Annotated in this window: 18 protein-coding genes; 6 read left to right on the top strand and 12 right to left on the bottom strand. The window is 63.5% G+C overall.

Annotated features, from left to right (window positions below; all coding sequences use genetic code 11):
• Positions 1–66 precede the first annotated feature (66 nt).
• On the bottom strand, positions 67–1275 hold the full coding sequence (locus A8G08_RS15540; RefSeq protein ID WP_068275759.1) for a lipid-transfer protein: 1209 nt from the start codon (positions 1273–1275) through the stop codon (positions 67–69).
• A 191-nt stretch (positions 1276–1466) separates the two neighbouring features.
• Positions 1467–2141: a TetR/AcrR family transcriptional regulator gene (locus A8G08_RS15535; RefSeq protein WP_068275757.1), complete on the bottom strand. Its 675-nt coding sequence runs from the start codon at positions 2139–2141 to the stop codon at positions 1467–1469.
• Positions 2142–2410: 269 nt separating this feature from the next.
• On the opposite strand from A8G08_RS15535, the gene A8G08_RS15530 reads away from it, so the two are divergent.
• From A8G08_RS15530 to A8G08_RS15515, 4 genes are all read left to right on the top strand, one after another.
• On the top strand, positions 2411–3070 hold the full coding sequence (locus A8G08_RS15530; protein WP_068275752.1) for a TetR/AcrR family transcriptional regulator: 660 nt from the start codon (positions 2411–2413) through the stop codon (positions 3068–3070).
• A 32-nt stretch (positions 3071–3102) separates the two neighbouring features.
• Complete coding sequence (locus A8G08_RS15525) at positions 3103–4350, top strand: hemerythrin domain-containing protein (RefSeq protein WP_068275817.1); 1248 nt, start codon at positions 3103–3105, stop codon at positions 4348–4350.
• Between the two features lie 45 nt (positions 4351–4395).
• On the top strand, positions 4396–5142 hold the full coding sequence (locus A8G08_RS15520) for a hypothetical protein (protein ID WP_068275749.1): 747 nt from the start codon (positions 4396–4398) through the stop codon (positions 5140–5142).
• Positions 5143–5229: 87 nt separating this feature from the next.
• Positions 5230–5916 carry a TetR/AcrR family transcriptional regulator gene (locus tag A8G08_RS15515; RefSeq protein WP_157108597.1) on the top strand — a complete coding sequence of 229 codons (687 nt, stop codon included), beginning with the start codon at positions 5230–5232 and terminating at the stop codon, positions 5914–5916.
• Between the two features lie 61 nt (positions 5917–5977).
• Here A8G08_RS15515 and A8G08_RS15510 read toward each other — a convergent pair whose 3' ends face one another.
• From A8G08_RS15510 to A8G08_RS15465, 10 genes are all read right to left on the bottom strand, one after another.
• Complete coding sequence (locus A8G08_RS15510) at positions 5978–6598, bottom strand: hypothetical protein (RefSeq protein ID WP_068275743.1); 621 nt, start codon at positions 6596–6598, stop codon at positions 5978–5980.
• A 43-nt stretch (positions 6599–6641) separates the two neighbouring features.
• A complete protein-coding gene (locus A8G08_RS15505) occupies positions 6642–7619 on the bottom strand; it encodes an MlaD family protein (protein ID WP_068275740.1) in 978 nt (325 codons plus the stop codon).
• Complete coding sequence (locus tag A8G08_RS15500; RefSeq protein WP_084436324.1) at positions 7616–8674, bottom strand: MlaD family protein; 1059 nt, start codon at positions 8672–8674, stop codon at positions 7616–7618. The genes A8G08_RS15505 and A8G08_RS15500 overlap by 4 nt, the downstream gene beginning before the upstream one ends.
• Positions 8671–9762 (bottom strand): MlaD family protein, encoded by a 1092-nt coding sequence (locus A8G08_RS15495; RefSeq protein ID WP_084436322.1) that lies wholly within the window; start codon positions 9760–9762, stop codon positions 8671–8673. The genes A8G08_RS15500 and A8G08_RS15495 overlap by 4 nt, the downstream gene beginning before the upstream one ends.
• A gap of 3 nt (positions 9763–9765) precedes the next feature.
• Positions 9766–10839 (bottom strand): MlaD family protein, encoded by a 1074-nt coding sequence (locus A8G08_RS15490; RefSeq protein ID WP_084436320.1) that lies wholly within the window; start codon positions 10837–10839, stop codon positions 9766–9768.
• A complete protein-coding gene (locus A8G08_RS15485; protein ID WP_068275735.1) occupies positions 10836–11843 on the bottom strand; it encodes an MlaD family protein in 1008 nt (335 codons plus the stop codon). Before A8G08_RS15485 ends, A8G08_RS15490 begins: the two co-directional genes overlap by 4 nt.
• Positions 11840–12889, bottom strand: coding sequence for an MlaD family protein (locus tag A8G08_RS15480; RefSeq protein ID WP_068275730.1), 1050 nt, complete (start codon positions 12887–12889; stop codon positions 11840–11842). Before A8G08_RS15480 ends, A8G08_RS15485 begins: the two co-directional genes overlap by 4 nt.
• A 4-nt stretch (positions 12890–12893) precedes the next feature.
• Positions 12894–13760 (bottom strand): ABC transporter permease, encoded by an 867-nt coding sequence (locus A8G08_RS15475; protein ID WP_068275727.1) that lies wholly within the window; start codon positions 13758–13760, stop codon positions 12894–12896.
• Positions 13760–14629 carry an MlaE family ABC transporter permease gene (locus A8G08_RS15470; protein WP_068275724.1) on the bottom strand — a complete coding sequence of 290 codons (870 nt, stop codon included), beginning with the start codon at positions 14627–14629 and terminating at the stop codon, positions 13760–13762. The genes A8G08_RS15475 and A8G08_RS15470 overlap by 1 nt, the downstream gene beginning before the upstream one ends.
• A gap of 257 nt (positions 14630–14886) precedes the next feature.
• Entirely contained in the window at positions 14887–15240 is a 354-nt protein-coding gene (locus tag A8G08_RS15465) for a DUF4873 domain-containing protein (RefSeq protein WP_068275721.1), read from the bottom strand.
• A 124-nt stretch (positions 15241–15364) separates the two neighbouring features.
• Here A8G08_RS15465 and A8G08_RS15460 point away from each other — a divergent pair, with 124 nt between their 5' ends.
• Positions 15365–16354 (top strand): diiron oxygenase, encoded by a 990-nt coding sequence (locus A8G08_RS15460; RefSeq protein ID WP_068275720.1) that lies wholly within the window; start codon positions 15365–15367, stop codon positions 16352–16354.
• Positions 16355–16472: 118 nt separating this feature from the next.
• Complete coding sequence (locus A8G08_RS15455; RefSeq protein WP_068275719.1) at positions 16473–17492, top strand: AurF N-oxygenase family protein; 1020 nt, start codon at positions 16473–16475, stop codon at positions 17490–17492.
• The last annotated feature ends 5 nt before the right edge of the window (positions 17493–17497 follow it).

The following is a 17497-nucleotide window of genomic DNA, read 5'->3' as shown; positions in this document are numbered from 1 at the left end:
CGGGGACGAGCGGTTCCTGGATGGAAGAAAGCGGTGAAAGTCCCGCGCCTACCGCGCGGGGAAGGATCAGCGCTCCGCGCGCCGATACGCCGTGACGACCGCTGCGCCGCCGAGGCCGATGTTGTGCTGCAGTGCTGCGCTCACGCCTTCGACTTGCCGTTTGTCCGCCTGGCCGCGCAGTTGCCAGGTGAGTTCACTGCACTGCGCCAGGCCGGTGGCGCCGAGGGGGTGGCCCTTGGAAATCAGTCCGCCCGAGGGGTTTACGACCCACCTGCCGCCGTACGTGGTCTGGTCGGCATCGATGAGCGACGGGGCTTCTCCCGGCGCACACAACCCGAGCGCTTCGTACAACAGCAGCTCGTTCGCCGAGAAGCAGTCGTGCAGCTCGATAACTTGGAAGTCGGAGGGTCCGAGCCCGGATTGTTCGTATACCGATTGTGCCGCTGCGACATTCATGTCGTAGCCGATGATCGCCTTGGCGGTCCGCTCGCTGAAGGTCGACTCGAAATCGGTGGTCATCGCCTGCCCGACGATCTCGACGGCCTGTCCGGCCAGGCCGTGCTTGTCGACGAATGCTTCCGAGGCCAATATCGCCGCGCCGGAGCCATCGGAGGTCGGCGAGCACTGCAGCTTGGTCAGCGGGGCGTAGATCTCCCGCGCGTCGAGGATCTCCTGCAGGGTGTACTCGTCCTGGAACTGCGCGTACGGATTGTTGACCGAGTGCTTGTGATTCTTGTAGCCGATCTTGGCGAAGTGCTCGGGCGTGGTGCCGTATTCCTTCATGTGCTCGCGGCCGGCGGCGCCGAACATCCACGGAGCCGGGGGCATCCCGAATTCGGAGATCTCCGACAGCGCCGTTATGTGCTTCACCATCGGCATTTCACGGTCGCTATAGGTAGCCGTCAGTGAACCCGGTTGCATCTTCTCGAAACCGAGCGCGAGCGCGCAGTCCACCGACCCGCCTCGAACGGCCTGTGCGGCAAGGAAAAGCGCGGTCGAACCGGTTGAACAGTTGTTGTTCACGTTCACGACCGGGATCCCGGTCAAACCCAGTTCGTAGACGGCGCGCTGACCGGAGGTGGATTCGCCGTAGACGTATCCGACGTAGGCCTGCTGGACCTCGCTGTAGTCGATGCCCGCGTCGGCGAGTGCCTTCGTACCCGCTTCGCGCGCCATGTCCGGGTAGTCCCATGCACTGCCGTCATCGTTCATTCGGCGGCCGGGCTTCTCGAACTTCGTCATTCCCACGCCGACGACAAAGACCTTATTCGGCATTGCACACCTCTCCTCGATCAGGCTCGGGCACTGCTGAGGTCGCCCCCCGGGGGTCGCCACTTGGCGATAAACATACACGCATGACTGTTTGTATGTAAGGGAGCTGGAAGTGTCGAATCGTTCATTCCATTCACAGGTACCGGGCTTGGTTTCGGTGCCGTTGCGTTGCAGTGCGGTCCTGCCGGTGGCGGCTAGCGAGCAGCTGTTTCCGTGCGGGCTGCAGCTAGTTCTGCCTCTGTCAACCGCAACAAATGCCGTCGCAGGCGTGGCCACTGGGACTCGGCGCGCCGCGGGTCGGTGGTGCCGTAGCAGCTGATCAGCAGGCCGCGGATGGCGTCCATCGAGGTGAATACAAGGTCGTTCACCACCTCCGCAGGCACGCCGGCCGGTGCCGTCGAGCCGGTCGCGGTGCTGGACAGTACGACCTGCTCGACCGATTCGACCTGCGCGGCCAAGGCTGCGTCGGTGCGAGCGGCCACCCAAAGTTCGGTAACCGCCGCGAACAATGGGCCCTGATGCATCTGCCAGAGCAGGTCCAGCGCCCGGGGGAGGGCGTCCCCTTTCGAGTCGACGCCACCGAAAAGCTCCAGCGCTTCTTCCACGCGCTTGATTGCGAGATGCCGCACCGCGGCCGTCACCAGGGCTTCCCGGGACGGGTAATGGTGCAGCATCGCGCCGCGTGTGACGCCGGCTCGTTTGGCGACGAGAGGCGTGGTTGTCCCGCTGTAACCATGCTCGAGCAGGCACGCGATCGTCGCATCCATCAGCTTCGCCTGGGTCTCAGCGCTGCGCTCCTCCTGGGTGCGCCGTGCGCGTTTCGGGGCGGCGCGAACGGTGCGCGAGCCGGTTCGAGGAGAAGCCGTCATGGACCACACAATACCGACAGAAGTGTCGGCAACTCGCGGCTGTTGTGTCACAAATGGCTCTGCTCTGCGGTCCTCGTTGCAAACCTCGACACTTTCAGGAGCTTGCGCCGATGACCGCAACATCATCCTCGTCAATAGCCAAGCCGCCAGGTATCGCAACGCCCGCCGCCTCGGCACCGACGAGTGGCCAGGCGGGTGGCCTTGGGGGTTCCACGAATTTTGATCTGAAGTACCTTGTATTGAATTGGCGTCGGTTCTACAATTGAGGCGTGTCAACGGCCGAGAACAGCGTCGCGGCCCCGGAAGTCTCGTCGACCCGGGCCTATCGATCGCCGCGACGAAGGCTGCAGGCGGACCAGACCCGCGCCGCGATTCTCGAGGCTGCGCGCGACTTGTTCGCCACCCGCGGTTGGGTCGGCACGAGTGTGCGGGACATTGCGCGCACAGCAGACGTGTCGATCGAAACCGTGTACGCCACAGTCGGAGCCAAGGCGGCCGTGCTGAAGGCGGCGCTGGACTTCTCAATCGCGGGCGATGACGAGCCCATCCCGATCGCCGAGCGCCCTGGATTCGCCGCGATCCGCCGCGGGGCGACATTGCGTGATCGCGCGCGCGCCGCGGCCCGAGTGACAGGCGAGACCAACGAGCGTGCCGCCCAACTCGAACCGGCACTGCGACAGGGCGCCCTGGTCGATCGGGAACTAGCTGACCTGCTGGCCGAATACGAGGACGGTCGGCGTCGCGACATCGTCCTCGGCGGCGAACTCGTCGTCGGCCGCGAGCTGACTCAGACCGAATTCGACGAACTGTGGACGCTGACGAGTATCCCGGTCACGGTCATGCTCGTCCGCGACTGCGGGTGGGGTCAGGATGCCTTCCAGGAGTGGCTCACCGACCGCATTGAAGAATTGTTTACCCGCGCGACCTGATGGCGCGCATTCGGCGAAAAGGGGCCGCCGCCATGACTATTCAATCCAACGCACCTGCCGACACCCGCATGATGGGTATCGTGCACGACGCCCTGCGCCGCGATCTCGGTCGAACACGAGAAGTTCTGAGCGCGACCACTCCGCCGGATGACGCACAGCGCGTTGCCATCGCCGACCACGTCCTCTGGATGATGCGTTTCCTGCACATGCACCACGGCGCCGAGGATCTCGGGTTCTGGCCACTCGTGCGTTCCCTGAATCCCGACGCCGCTGCGTTGCTCGATCAACTGGACGCCGACCACACCGGCCTTGTCGTCGAGATCAATCGGGTGGCGACCACGGCGACGCGCTACCGCGCCGACGAGTCCCCCGATGCGCTGGAGGCGCTGGCGTCGGCCATCGATGGTCTCGAGTCCGAGTTGCTGCCCCATTTGCGCAGGGAAGAGGACGAGATGATGCCGATCGTCTCGCGCACCCTTACCCGTGCGCAGTGGGATGAACTCGACCAAGCGCTGAACATCGCGCCGAAATCACAAGGTGAACTCGCTATCGAGGGGCACTGGCTGATCGACGGGCTCGACGAGGAGAGGTACAACCTGGTTGTCCACCAGGTTCCTGTGATGATGCGGTTCGTGCTGCTGCATGGCTACGGCCGGGCGTATCGCCACGCCTGCGGTACTCGCTGGGGACGCAATGTGGAAGTGACACCGCGGGCGAAGCGCAGGGCCGTTGCCTCGACGGAACCGGCCGCCATCCCCAGCGGAAGTTCATTCCGCAACGAGGGATCGGTGAGTCTCTGCATTGCGGCCTCGCCGGAGCAGCTGTATGAGATCGTCGCGGACGTCACTCGGGTTGGCGAGCGAAGTCCGGAGTGCCGTTCGTGCGCTTGGTTGCCCGGACGGGCTCCAGGGACTGTGGGTGCCCGCTTCCGCGGGCGGAACAAGTCCGGGCGCCTCGGATGGTCGCGAGTCTGCGAGGTGGTCGTGAGCGAGCCAGGTGTGGAGTTCACGTTCCGCACGATTCCGGAGCGCTTCGACCCTTCTCGTCGTGACTCCACCACCTGGTCGTATTCGTTCGCGCCGAACGAGAACGGAACGCGCGTGACGCACTCCTATCGGGTCACCAAGCTGCCGCTGCGGGCGTTCTTCTGGCTGTACGGCAAGGTGCTTCCGCACCACCGTGACATGCGGCCGCAGATGCAGGCGAACCTCGAAGTCCTGCGAGAGCAGGCCGAGCGGAAGTGGCTCGAAGTCCCTGGTGAAACGTCTGCTGCTGGGTAGCCGGTAGCCGAACAACCAAATCTCGAGCAGTAAGCACCGTACGATGTGACCTCAGAAAGCATCCGCAGGCGGCTTCTGGAGTTGCATATGGCTCGGCGGAAAGCATCGGAGGAGGCGGGCGAAGATACCGCTGGCCCCGATGAGCCGAACTCGATAATTTCGGACGCCGAAATCGAATCATCCTCCGAAAGCATTGAAAATGCGCCGCGAGCCTCCCGTAGCTGGCACCGCCGGGTATGGGACAGACAGCACTACCTGATTTTCCTGGGCATGGCGGCGATCCTCATCGTGGACGTGGCTGCGCCGCATGCCTTCCACGAGAAGATCGTTGATCCGTCCAGCATGCAGGGCGTGCTCCAGGACGTCGTTGGCATCTTCTTCGGCGTGGTCGCTGGATTGGCGTTGGTGACACTCGGATGTGCGCTATTCACCTTCTTTGCCATTGAGAAGAATGCCGACATCCAGAGGTTTCACGAGGCGATAGGTCGGCGCGCAGTATTTGCGCTGATCCTCGCATCGTTCATCGCGCTGCGGTCGGTCGCGTATGACGCTCTACAGCACGATGATTCGAATATCGACTTTATCGATGTGATCAGCCGGATTACTACGACGATCACCATCGTCGCAATTGCCACGTGTGTGCGCCTATCCGTTGTGGGCGCACTGGCGGTGACACGCGGCCGAATGAGGTTTGGCGGCTACATCTTCGTCGGGGCGGTCATTCTGACGTCGATTCCAGCCGGCATCGGGATCGGCATGCTCATCACGGGTGGCAAGGGTTGGGACTGGTAGCGGACCACGACCCGTAGCGGTATGCGCTACCATCGGTAGCAGGTTCTTTTGTTCTATTCGGCGAGCTCAGCAGGCCTGGAGGTTGTGGTGGCGGACGCGCGGACCGAGCGATGGGCCGGACACCGCGTGGAGATGCGCCGCCAACTGGCCCAGTCCGCAATGCGCGCGATCGAACGAATCGGACCGCAGGTCAGCATGCGCGAGATCGCGGCGGAGGCGAAGGTACCGAAGCCGACGATTTACCGGTTCTTCAAGGACAAGGCCGATTTGGCATCGGCCATCGCCGACCAAGCCAAGGAAGACGTGATCGGCGAGTTGGTGAAGGCGCGGCAGGCGTCGGTCGGCACGGTCGGGGAGTTGGTGAACGTCGCGCTCACCGGGTACGCCGCGCTGATCATCGGCCACCCCAACGTCTTCAAATTCCTACTCTTCGGCATCGACTCGCCGGGTGGTCACGCGTTGGAGAACTCGCGGGCGATCGCGAATGAAATCGCGAAGATTCTCTCGACAGTGCTGGAGGCTGCCGGTGGACGGTCCCACAACGTCCACCTCTACGCCGGAATGGTCGTCGGCGTCGTCACCGGTGCAGCGGACTGGTGGATGAACGGCGAATCCGGCCCCGATCCGGTGGATTCCTTTGTCGCGCATGTCGAACCCGCGGTTCGGGCGATCACCGAGCTCGCTGGTCGCGAAGCCGGCCTCGACATCGATTTCGATGCGCCGCTAGCGGGTGCGGTGCCCGGCATGATCGCCGCCATGGCGACGCCGGAATAGCCCTGCCCTTAAATAGCCCTGCCCTTAAATAGTCACAGCCCAAAGCGATTTCACCCTCAACTCACTTGGTTGGGAGCGCTGCGTTTACGCCTCCGACATCGGTGATTTTCCAGTCGGCGTCCTTGTCGAGGGTGACGTTGTAGGTCACCGTCGTCTGTGCACCCTCGGGGTTCTGCGCATTCGTCGACGACACATTGACGAACACGTCGACCTTGTAGATTCCGCCGTCCGTCGACTCGACCTTTGCGGCGATGGGCGTCGCCGTGGAGGTCCACTGCAAGGGCGTGAGAATCCCTTCCAGTTTCGGACCCGTGGCGTCGAACTTGTTCGCCAGTTCGGGAGCGGTACCGGCCTTGAGCCGTCCGACCCAGCTGTCGAAGTCCTTGAAGTCGATGGTTGCGGCGCCGACCGCGTAGTCAGTGGCGACCTGTTCGGCGTGCTGATCGTCGGCGGCCTTCGCGTCTGTGTCGGCGATATCGCTGCGGGCCATCCACAACAGCACGCCGAGCACGATGGCAATGAGGACGGCGATTGCGGCGATTGATCCGGCGACGATCGTGGACACCGGCACCGATACGGCACTGCGGCTTTCGCGAGTCTTTTCCGGTGGACTCTCGCGCTCGGAATCGACTGCTGCCGTGGTCTCGTTGTCAGTCGTTTCCGATGCGGTGTCTGAAGCCATGTGAATCCCCCACGATTCTCGATTGGCACGACGGACTGTTCGACTATTTGACCTGAATCTGCAGACGCAATGTGCCGTCTTCGCTGGTTGCGTTCAATGCCTGTTCGATGAGCGCCCCCAAATCAAGCTGTTGGACCAGCTTGACGTTCTGCTCGATGAGCGGCTCCATCACCGGGGTCAGTTTCAGCAGATCGGGGCCGATCTTCTGAAGCCGATCGGATGTCTGATCGAGGAACGGGATCAGGCCGACGTCATTGGGCCGATCTATGAGGTAGTCACTCGGCGTATCTCCGATCGCGATCATTCGGCCGAACCCAACGATCGCGGTTGCGGTCTTCGGGCCGAACGCCCGCCAGGGAGCGGCGGATTCGGCAAGGGCTGGACCTGCCCAGGACATGTCGGTCGCGTTGCGCTGGAGATCGAGCAGGAGGTTACGAATCACGTCCGTGCGACTCAGCAGCGCCGCGGCGAGGAGATCGGTGGATCGGGCAATTTGTGGGATCACGGCTTCGGTACCGGTCAACGCGTTCGAAAAGGTCGCCACCACGGAATTGATCGTGTCCGGATTAACCTGCTGCAGAAGCGCGGTCGACTGTTGGGCGACCTCAGGCATTGAGGCGGGAAGACTGACCTGGTTGGCGCCGAGCAATTGCCCATCTTCAATGTAGGGGCCCGCGGTGCCGGCCGGCACGAACTGGAGGTACGGCTCGCCCAACCCGGAAAGACTTTCGATCCGTGCCTCGCTTGCCGCAGGAATCCGGTATTTGTCGTCGAGCCGAAGGTCGATCGTGACTTGCTCGCCGCCGTGGCGGACGTCCGCGACGCGGCCGACCTCGATGCCGGACAGCAGTACCTTGGACCGCGGCACCAGCCCGCCGGAGTCGGACAACACCATTGAGGCGTTGATATCCGAGTTCCCGGGCCACGACACCTTGGCTACGCCGAGCGCGAGATAGGTGACGCCGACGACGAGGATGGCCACTATGGCGCCCAGCGAGGCGATCGTGCCGACTCTGTTCATCGAACTATTCCGATCATCCGCAGTACGTCGACGATCTGGTCGACCTGGATGTCTCGCGCTACCGGCTGGCCCGGAGCCGGCTCGACCTGGACGCGTTTGATGTTCACCGTCGGACCACCTTCCGCGAACGGAATGATCTTGTCGCGCAACAAGCTTTGGATACGCTTCATGTTCGAAGGCGAGCTCGTGTCGAGCGGCTGATTACCCAGCAGCAGCGGAGCGAAGGCCTGAGTGGCCGCGTCCGCCTGCGCCAGGAACGGCGCCATCCATTGGATCGACTCGGCGATGATGCCCAGGCCCCCGATGATGCCAAGAACCTGCACCAGCGAGTTCGCATCGACGGGAATCTCGGCGGCGCCGCGCTCGGAGAGGATGGTCGCAATCGCGTCGGGGTTGTCGAGCGCCGCGTGCAGATCGGTCTCGACCGCGGTGAGAAGTGCGTCGACGGTGTTGAGGTTGTTTGCCAAGTCCCGGGTGTCCTGGCCGAGGGTGTCGAAGATCTGTCGGGTCTGCACCGGGTCTTCCGGCATGATCGAGTTGGTGCTGTCGACGATGTCCTGGAATCGCTGGAACGCGCCCCCGGTCACGAATGTCGACACCGTTGCCATCAGATCCTCGACCTGGGTGGCCGGTTCGGTCTGCTGCAGCGGAATGGTCCCGTTATCCGGAATGGTCGCGGCGGCATCGCCGGCGGGGGTGTCGAGGCCGATGAAAATGTCGCCGAGCAGGGTGTTCTGACGTAACTGCGCGGTCGTGTCGGCAGGCAGTCGGACATCGTCGTCGATATCGATGTCGGCAATTACGTGACCGGGCTGTCCCGCCGTCGGCTCGACAACCGACACCTCGCGGAGCGTGCCGATGCGCGCACCGTTCGCGATGACCTTCGCCTGGTCGGGCAGATTCAGCGCGTTGGCGAACTCGATCCGGACGCGGTACGTCGGACCGCTCGTCGACGATCCCGGAACCGGCACGTCCGCCGGATTGAATCCGCAGCCAGCGAGGACGGTGACGATTGCCGTCACGGCGAGGGCGCGGGTGACGCGCGCGGTTGTCATTGCGCGCCTGCCAATCCGAGGACCAAGGGCACGAGATCCACCTGCGCGAGGCCGTTGTGGCCGCACTGTCCGGGAGCCACGCCGTTGATCGCCGTACAGACCGCGGCGGATGTGGCGACCGGCAGCGCCACCTTCGGCGACGCGTAGGTGACCTGCAGGCGTCCGGTCTGCGGGTCGCTCACCTGCTCGAAGGCGTTGGCGATCGACGGCACCATCGAGATGAGCTGCTCGAGCGTGCCGACCTGCGCCGCAAGCATGCTGAGAGATGGAGCTGAGGAATCGAGCCCGGCGAGGATGGGCCGGCCGTACTCGCGAGTGATGCTGTTGAACCACGGGAACAGGACGATCATCGAGTCCGTCGTCTTCGTGGCCTCGTCCCAGACTTGGTTGATCAGCGCGATACCAGGACCGGAATTCACCAGCGCGATCTTGATATCGCCCCAGTTTGCCGCGATGGAATTGGCGAGCGACCCGGTCGAATCGACCAGCGCCCCGATGTGCCCGATCGCGGCGTTCGGACTGCGAAGCACATCGGCGAGTCGATTGATGAGAGCGTTCAGACGCGGTGCCGTGCCCGATGTCGCGACGTCAACGGCTTCGATGCTCTGACGGATTCGCTGGTTGTTCGCATCGTCGTCGCCGCTGAGTTCCTGTGACAGCTTGGAGAACGCGGCGAGTGTTTCGGTGATGCTCTTCGGCGTAAATGTCTTGGTAATGCAGGTGTCGCCCGGCCACTCCTGGGGTGAGGTGACGTCGCCGACCACCGCCAGATTGCGGTCGGCCACCAGTGTTTCGGCGACCGTCGTCGCCATCACGTCGCCCGTGAGCGGATACTTCGCGGACATGTCGAAATCGACGCGGACACCCGCTCCCTCGGGTTCGATGCTGGTGACCGAGCCGACCGGCATCCCTCGCATGGTCACGTGGTTGCCCGGATAAAGCCCGATCGCGTCGGGCATGATCGCGCAATACGCGTTGGTTCTCTCGACGGGATTGATGACGACGAAGTACGCCACCACGGCAAGTGCGGCGACAACCAACGCGCCGACCACGGATACCAGGCCTCGTGATGCCAGGAACCCCTTCATGATTCAGCACCCCCTCCCCGGAACCGGCACACAGACGCTCGGTGCGAAGAGAGCGACGTCCGACTGGTCGAGCTGGATGCCGCCTTCGTCCGAGACCGCGCCCAGGAGGCGATCGCGAAGCGCTTGCAACTCGTTGGCCTGAGCACCGAGTTTGTTCGACAGCTCCTGCATCTGCGGGCCCGCGAGGGTCAGCTGGTGCAGGACCGGCTGCATCGACTCGCGCCATGTCGGTTCGATCGCAGCCAGCCGCGCAAGCAATTCGGCGGTAACCTTCATCGACAGCTCGATCTCGGCCTGCTTCGAGAGGGCGAGGACCTGCATCCCCCCGAGCTTGCGGAGGAAGGTGCCCAAGAGAGACTTACTGCGGTTCAGGGCGGTCAGGTACTCGTCGGAAACCGCAAGGGCCCGAGACACTTCGGCGTTCTGCCTATCGAGCGTCACGACGAGCGACTCCACCGCGCTGCCTATCTGTCGCAGCGAGTCGGGGCTCTTGTCGAGTGCGGTCTGCAGCTGTGTCACGTTCTCGCGCAGCGTCGAGCCGTTGACTTCGGAGATCGGCCGAGCGGCGTCCTGCAAAGTGCGCACAAGGCTGTAGGGCAGCCGAACATTTTCGGATGGAATGACTTTCGACCCGAGAGGCTCAGTGCCCGCAGGCACCAACGCCACGTATTTTCCGCCTACCAGGGTGAGCATCCGGACGTCGAGCGTGGTCTGGTCCCCGACGAACACGTCGTCATTGACGGTAAAGCTCATTCGGACCCGCTCGGGTTGCAGCTCGAGGCCAGTGACCTTGCCGACGGTGACCCCCGCCAGCCGCACCTCGGCGCCCTTCTGAAGCCCCTGAACCTCAGTGAGATCGGCTGCGTAAGTGGACTTCCCGATCGGCAGCGCGTACAAGACTCCGGTCACGACCACGAGCATTGCCAGGAAGAGCGCGCCGGCGATACCGAGCCGGAGTTGCCGGCGGTCCTCCGCGACTTGTGTCCATCGGAGGCGGGGCTTCGTGCCCGAGCTGCGCCCGAATCTCCCGCGGCGACTCGGCTGCGCGGTGAGGGGTCCCATCGGGTCGTTCGTCATGGGTTGCAAATCGAGATCCTTTGCCCGGCAATGAGAACCTGAAACTCGCCGGGGACCGTAGCCGCGCCCTTCGAACACGTCAGGTTGAGCTGACCGGCGGGCATCGGCTCCGGGATCGTCGCGGCCATCGCCTGGAGCAGGGCGGGAAGCCTGGCGAGGGTGGCAACTGCCTCGTCGGGATCCGGGAACAGGCGGCGCAGGTCGGGGTTGTTGGTTTCGGTGAATCCGAGTGTGCGCATGATGCTGTTGAGCGGTCCCATGGTCGATGGCGCTGCCATCGCGAATTCGATGAGTCCGTCGATCTGGGATTCGAACTCGGTGAACACGTCGGCGATACCCTGCAGGAGGATCACCAAATATGGTGACTTTCCTTGGATCTGATCGGAGATGGTCGCGAGGTTGGACACGAGCGTGGAAATGACGAACTGCCGGTCGGAGACGTACCGACTCAACTGTTCGACCGCGTCCAGCGCGGGACCGATTCCCGAACCGTTGCCCTCGATCGTGGCGAGCACGCTTTCCGTGAAATGGTTCAGCGCACCGGGTGAAATTTCGGAGAGTATCGGCTCCAGGCCGTTGAACAATTGGGTGATGTCGAACGAGGGCACCGTGTGATCCGTTGGGATCGTCGCCTCCGCCGGTAGTGGATTGCCCGGATCGGTCGGCTGGCGGACGTCGATATAGCGCTGCCCTGTCAATGACTGGTACCGGATCGCCAGCACGCTGGAGTCGTAGATCGGCCGACTTTTCAGGACGGTGAATTCCACACTTGCCTGGGCATTTTCGAGTTCGATCTCGCGCACTTTGCCGACCTGGACCCCATACATCCTGATGTCGTCGCCGGTCTTCAGTCCGTTCACGTCGGTAAAGGTCGCGTGGTAGGTATCGGTCTCGCCCTGCACGGGCCGCTGGATCGCCTGTACGACAATGAAAAGCAGCGCGAACATGGCAGCGGCGAAGATGCTCAGGCGTACTGCGGTTCCGCGGATGGAGAGCTTGGTCATCGCGGCCCCCCGGGCATCGACGGCAACAGCCCGAGCAGCGGAACCGCAAGACCGGGAACACCTTGCAAGGTGAGTTCCAGATTGACCTGCGGCCCGTTCGGACCGTCGCTGAAGGTGCGGTCGACGCGGTCGAGCAATTCATCGAACTGTGCGGTCGACCGGGCCGGATTCGGCATCGTCGCCACCATTGCCTCGAGCAACGGGGTGAGACTGTCGGTGGATCCCTTGGTGTATTCGCCACTCACGATGCCGATTCGACCGAATGCGGGCAGTGCACCCTTTCCCATCATGGCGATGGTGGCGTCGAATTTGTCTCGTTGGTACCGCAGGATGTCGATGTTCATGACCTCGTTCACCAGACCGAGCGTGCCCGAGGTGTACGCGCCCAATCCGTAGAGGAACGAAGCATATTCGCCGATCAGGAACGAGGGCAGGTACCGCTGTGTTTCGGCGACCGTCCGACTGAGCACCACGACCGACTCGAGGAACGGTGTGAACTGTTGCAGGTCGTCGGCCGACTTCGTCAGCAAGTCGGTGAGCTGCGGTGTGAGCACATTGACCGACGTCGAAGTGACCATTCGCAGCAGCCTTGCCAACGTGAAGTTGCCGACCCTGTCGGCGTTCGGTCCCGTCAGGTCGATCGTCTCGTTGTCCTGCAGTAACGCCCCGGCATCGGAACGCTTCAGCACGACCGCGCTGATGCCGAACAGGTTTGCCGGTGCGTAGTCCACGTTCAATTCGTCTGTGAGCGCTGCGGTCTGGTCTCGATCGAGATCGAGCTCGATCATTTGCCTACCCAGTTCGGAGCTGGAGATCTTCGCGACCTCGCCGACCTTGACCCCGTCGAGTCGAACCTTGGTGCCCGTAACGATTCCCTCACCGATCTGTTCGGTGTGCAGGCTGACGGTCAGCTGATCGTCGTTGTTCCCGCCAGTGGACGCGTTAACTGCCACCACGCTGACCAGCGCGCCGATCAGCAGCGCCGACCCGACGATGAGGGCGCCCTTTCGGCCGACCGAAGTACCTGGCATCGAGTAGTCGCGCATCCGATCACCCGGTGAATTCGATCGACGAGTTGACGCCCCAGAGCAGGATGGTCATCACCATGTCGAGGACGATGATGGCGACGAAGCTGGTTCGCACTGCCCGCCCGGACGCCCGGCCCACGCCCTCGGGGCCGCCCGTGGCGAAGAAGCCGTAGTAACAATGGATCAGGATGATCGCGACACCGAACACGAGGATCTTGATCACTGCCGCGAGCAGGTCGTAGGCACTCGTGAATTGGTAGAAGTAGTGGTCGTATACGCCCGAGGCCTGGCCGTGAACCAGCACGACGACCGCTGAACACGCCAGGTAACTCAGGATCAGCGCGATGATGAACGTCGGCACGATTGCGACCGCGCCGGCGATGACGCGGGTGGTGACCACGAAGGGGACCGAACGAAGGCCGAGCGACTCGATCGCGTCGATCTCCTCGGATATCCGCATCGCACCGATCTCCGCCGTCATCCGGCAGCCGGCCTGTGCGGCGAATCCGATTGCGGCGACGATCGGGGCCAATTCGCGGGTGTTCGCGAACGCGGACACCACGCCCGTCACGGGTCCGAGGCCGAGCATGTTCAGTGCCGAAAAGGTCTGGATGCCGATACCGGCGCCGATCGCGATACCGAGCACCACGAGAACGGGGACCGTTCCACCTCCGACGATTACCGAGCCGCGGCCCCAGGTCATATCCGTGATGGTCTTCACGGTCTGACTGCGGTAGCGCCGAAGTGTGAAAGGTATGGCCGCCAAGGCCTCCCAGGTGAAACTCGCAGCGAACCCGACCGCCTCGACAGGCGCGGTGAAGATTCGGAGCGGGCGGGCCCAGCCGCTGAGGCTGCGCAGTCCGAAGGGTGCGTGTGCGCTCGGTGTCATTACGCCACCCGTACCGGTAGGAACATGGTCACGACCTGGGTGATGACCATGTTGACGACGATGATCGCGGCGACCGACAGGACTACCGCGGCGTTGACGCCGTCGGCCACACCGCGCGGCCCGCCCTTTGCCTCGAGTCCTCGCTGGCAGGCAATGATCACCACGATGAATCCGAAGAGCATCGCCTTCATCAATGACAACCAGACGTCCGCGACGACTGTGAAAGACCCGAAGGTGGCCCAGTAACTGCCGGGTGTGACGCCCTGCGGGCCGATGGCGACCGCGTATCCGGCGATGATGCCGACGAAAACGATCAGTATGTTCACCAGGGGAGCGACGAGCATCATCGCCCATACCCGCGGAATCACCAGTCGGTGAACAGGATTGATCCCCATCGTGCGCAGCGCGTCTATCTCCTCACGGATCGTCCGTGCACCGAGGTCCGACGCGATGGCCGAGGCACCGGCGCCGCCGAGAAGTAGTCCGGTGGCGATGGGCGCACCCTGCTGGATCACGCCAAGTCCGCCGGCGGCCCCGATCATCGAGTCGGCGCCGAGTTGGTGGATCAGATTGCCCACCTGCACCGATACCACGACGCCGAATGGCACTGCCATGAGGATGGCTGGGATGGCCGTCACGGTGATGAGATACCAGGCCTGCCGGAGCATTTCGCGCCCTTGGAAGCGGCGGGCCAGCACGTCGGTGACGGTGCCGCGAATTGTCTCCTGGGCCAGGTCCACCACCCGGCCGAACGTCCGCAATGCGGAAGTGAGGGTGCTCGCGAAGTTCTCTCGGACGATCCGTGAAGCGGACTCGGACGTCGCGATCGGGGTAGGCCGCGCCTCATGCGCGGGGTTCACCGTTGACATCGCACCGCGGTGCAACCTGCGACCGCAAATGTTGCGCGCAAGACCTCACCTCTTCGTGAGTTTCACCACGCGTGAACCTCCCCCGTGGTGTCGAGCGTTCGACAACCGGCGGCCGGTGTTCGAGAACTCCCCCGCCCCCCACAAAGAGCTACCTTCAGTAGCCGATACCGATGGTTCGTAGTGTGTGCCAGATCACACTTTGGCGTCAAGGTTTCGGGAAAATTGATTCCCTAGCTTTAGGAAATTCCTTCTCGGCCCTACGTGGCGCCGCCCTCGATCTCGACCTCATCCAGGTCGGTGGGGACGTGGTAGGGCGGCGTGCTCTTGCCCATGATCCGGTAGCGATTCCATGGGTCCGGGTCGCCGATGTATGCCTCGCGAGCGCTGTGTGGCGTTCGAATTGTCGCCCTGACCCGCGGTTTGTCGGCGAGGATCGCCGTAAGCGTGTCGTTCGGCGCGATCCGGCCGATCCATCGGTACACCCCGTCGATCGGCTCACGATAGCCCCGCAGCTCGATCTCGGCGGGCACCTCGGTACCACGAATGACGATCGTCGCTTCGCCGATGTAGTCGGAGCCTGCATGCGGGCTGTGCGGGAATCTCTCGCTCATTGTTGGCCCTTTCCGTTCCCTCGGACCGTGGACCGATGGTATGTGATACTCACGGTTGGGGTAACCGCTTCCTTGGGTACAGCGCAATTAGGCAAGGCCACCTTCGGGGAATCGAGCAGGTGCGATGGCAGACGGTGAGATCAGGTTTCATCGGCCCTACACGGTCACCGGCGGGCCGGTATTGCGTCGGCGAAGCGTCGCCGATCGCCAAAAGGCCGCTCAACAGCTCCTCTTCGCGGCGGCCGAGGAGACCTACGACGGCGAACTCGATGTCGACTGGGACCGTTCGCCCACTGTCGGCTCGCCGTGGATACCGGATGAGCTGGTGTCCGTCTATGGCACGCGATTGTGGCGCTCGCTGAACCGACAGCAGCAGGTCGAGCTCGGCAGGCGCGAACTCGTCGTACTCCTCACCGCCGCAATGTATCTCGAGAATGCGGCCTCGATGTTGACGTTCCGATCTGCGATGGAGGAGCGAGCACTGGCCGACGACCGGACGCGATTCCAGCTCGCAATGATCAATGACAGAGCCCGCAACGTCACGATGTTCAGCCGTCTGGTCAACCGCATCGGGGTCGAGCCGTACCTGCGCCCCGGCCTGAGCAACCGGTTCGCGCGGGTGCTGTTGATGTCGCCGAACGGGCCGTTCGCCAAGGTGCTCGGACTCCTCGCCGACGAGTTCGTCGATGCGTTGGCCCATCCCGTCGCCGCCCGCCCGGACCTGCAGCCGCACGTGCGACAGGTGATGACCGTGCACTCCGCCAGCCGGCAGCTGCACATCCGGTATGGATGGGACGAACTCGGCGACGCCATGTCTCGGGGGCTGCCGAGCTGGCGGCGTGTTCAGGAGGTGCTTGCTGCGGCGCTGATCGTGTCGCTCGGCCCGCTGTCGCTCGATTCGCGCGCGTACCGCGATATCGGGATCGGCCGAGCCCGCGGATTGTGGAGCGCTTACACCAGCAGGCAGTACCGGGCGCGCATGGAATCGCTGACGGGAGTGCTCGTGTCGTCCTGCATCGACGCGGGCATGTACCGGGGGCTGGTTGCCCGCTCGATCCTGCGGGCTGGCCGGTGCTTGCCCAAGGCTGAAGCTGACGAAGAACAACGCGGTTAGTTGGGTCCTTGACACCCCAACTGTCTCGTTCCAGACTGGGTGGACCGCTGGTATCAGATACCTTTGGTCTCGCGCGACTCGGGTAGTCGCGCAGGCCAAGCGAGGGAAGGACCACGGGATGACGACTAGCGAGGTCGGAGATCGCCGGATCGCGGTCAATCGCGCCGGGATCTCCACGACGTCGGTGAAAAATGTGGGCGACCGCCAGAAGACCGCGCAGCGCCTCCTCCGGTCGACGGCAGACCGTTCGTACGACGGGGAGCTCGACATCGACTGGGATGCCCCGCTCGAACCGGATATGCGATGGCTGCCCGACTATCGGCAGTCCCTCTACGGCACCAAGTTGTGGGACAAGCTGACCGATGAGCAGCGTCGCACCCTCGGGATGCACGAGATGATCGCCATTCTGAGCTTCGGCATCGTGGCCGAGTTCGGGCTGAGCACGATGCTTTTGCGCGCTGTTATCGAAAACCCCGAGCTCGCGGACGACCACAGCCGGTACGCGCTCGCCGAGGTCGCAGAGGAGGCACGGCACTCGACGATGTTCGGTCGCCTCATTAACAAGTCCGGGCTCAATGCCTACCGGCAGCCGGCACCGCTGACCAAGATCTTCCGCGGGTTGGGATTCATCCCGCGCGGGCCATCGATAATCGCCGGCACGCTGTTGATCGAAGAACTGCTCGACCGACTGCAGCGTGAGGCCATGAACGATCCCGAGATGCAGCCCCATACGCGGCAGCTGATGAAGATTCACGTGCTCGAGGAGGCTCGCCACATCACCTATGCCCGTGAGGAACTCGTCCGGGCGATCGCCGATCGCGGCAGGATCTCGAACGCGTGGCACCGCGGCGTATTCGCCTACCAGAACATCCTGGTTCAGCCGATCCTGGTCAATCCGCTCGTCTATCGGTCGGTTGGCATCAATCCGGTGCACGGATTCCTCGTCGCATTCACCAAGAAGAGCTACCGGGAGCAGGCGGTGTTCCGGTCCGAGGTACTGATGCGCTACCTCTACGAGGTCGGAATGATCAAGGGCCCCATGACAACCCGCTTGTACCGGATGTCGCGCGCGCTACCCGACGACGTACTCGCGGACCTCGACAGGAAGAAGGCAAACCGGAGATCGCGCGCGGTCTGACGATC

It is taken from the genome of Aldersonia kunmingensis (genome assembly GCF_001646865.1).
GTDB lineage: Bacteria > Actinomycetota > Actinomycetes > Mycobacteriales > Mycobacteriaceae > Aldersonia > Aldersonia kunmingensis.
The sequence above is the reverse complement of the archived record's forward strand: the minus strand, read 5'-3'. Positions and strand labels throughout refer to the sequence as shown.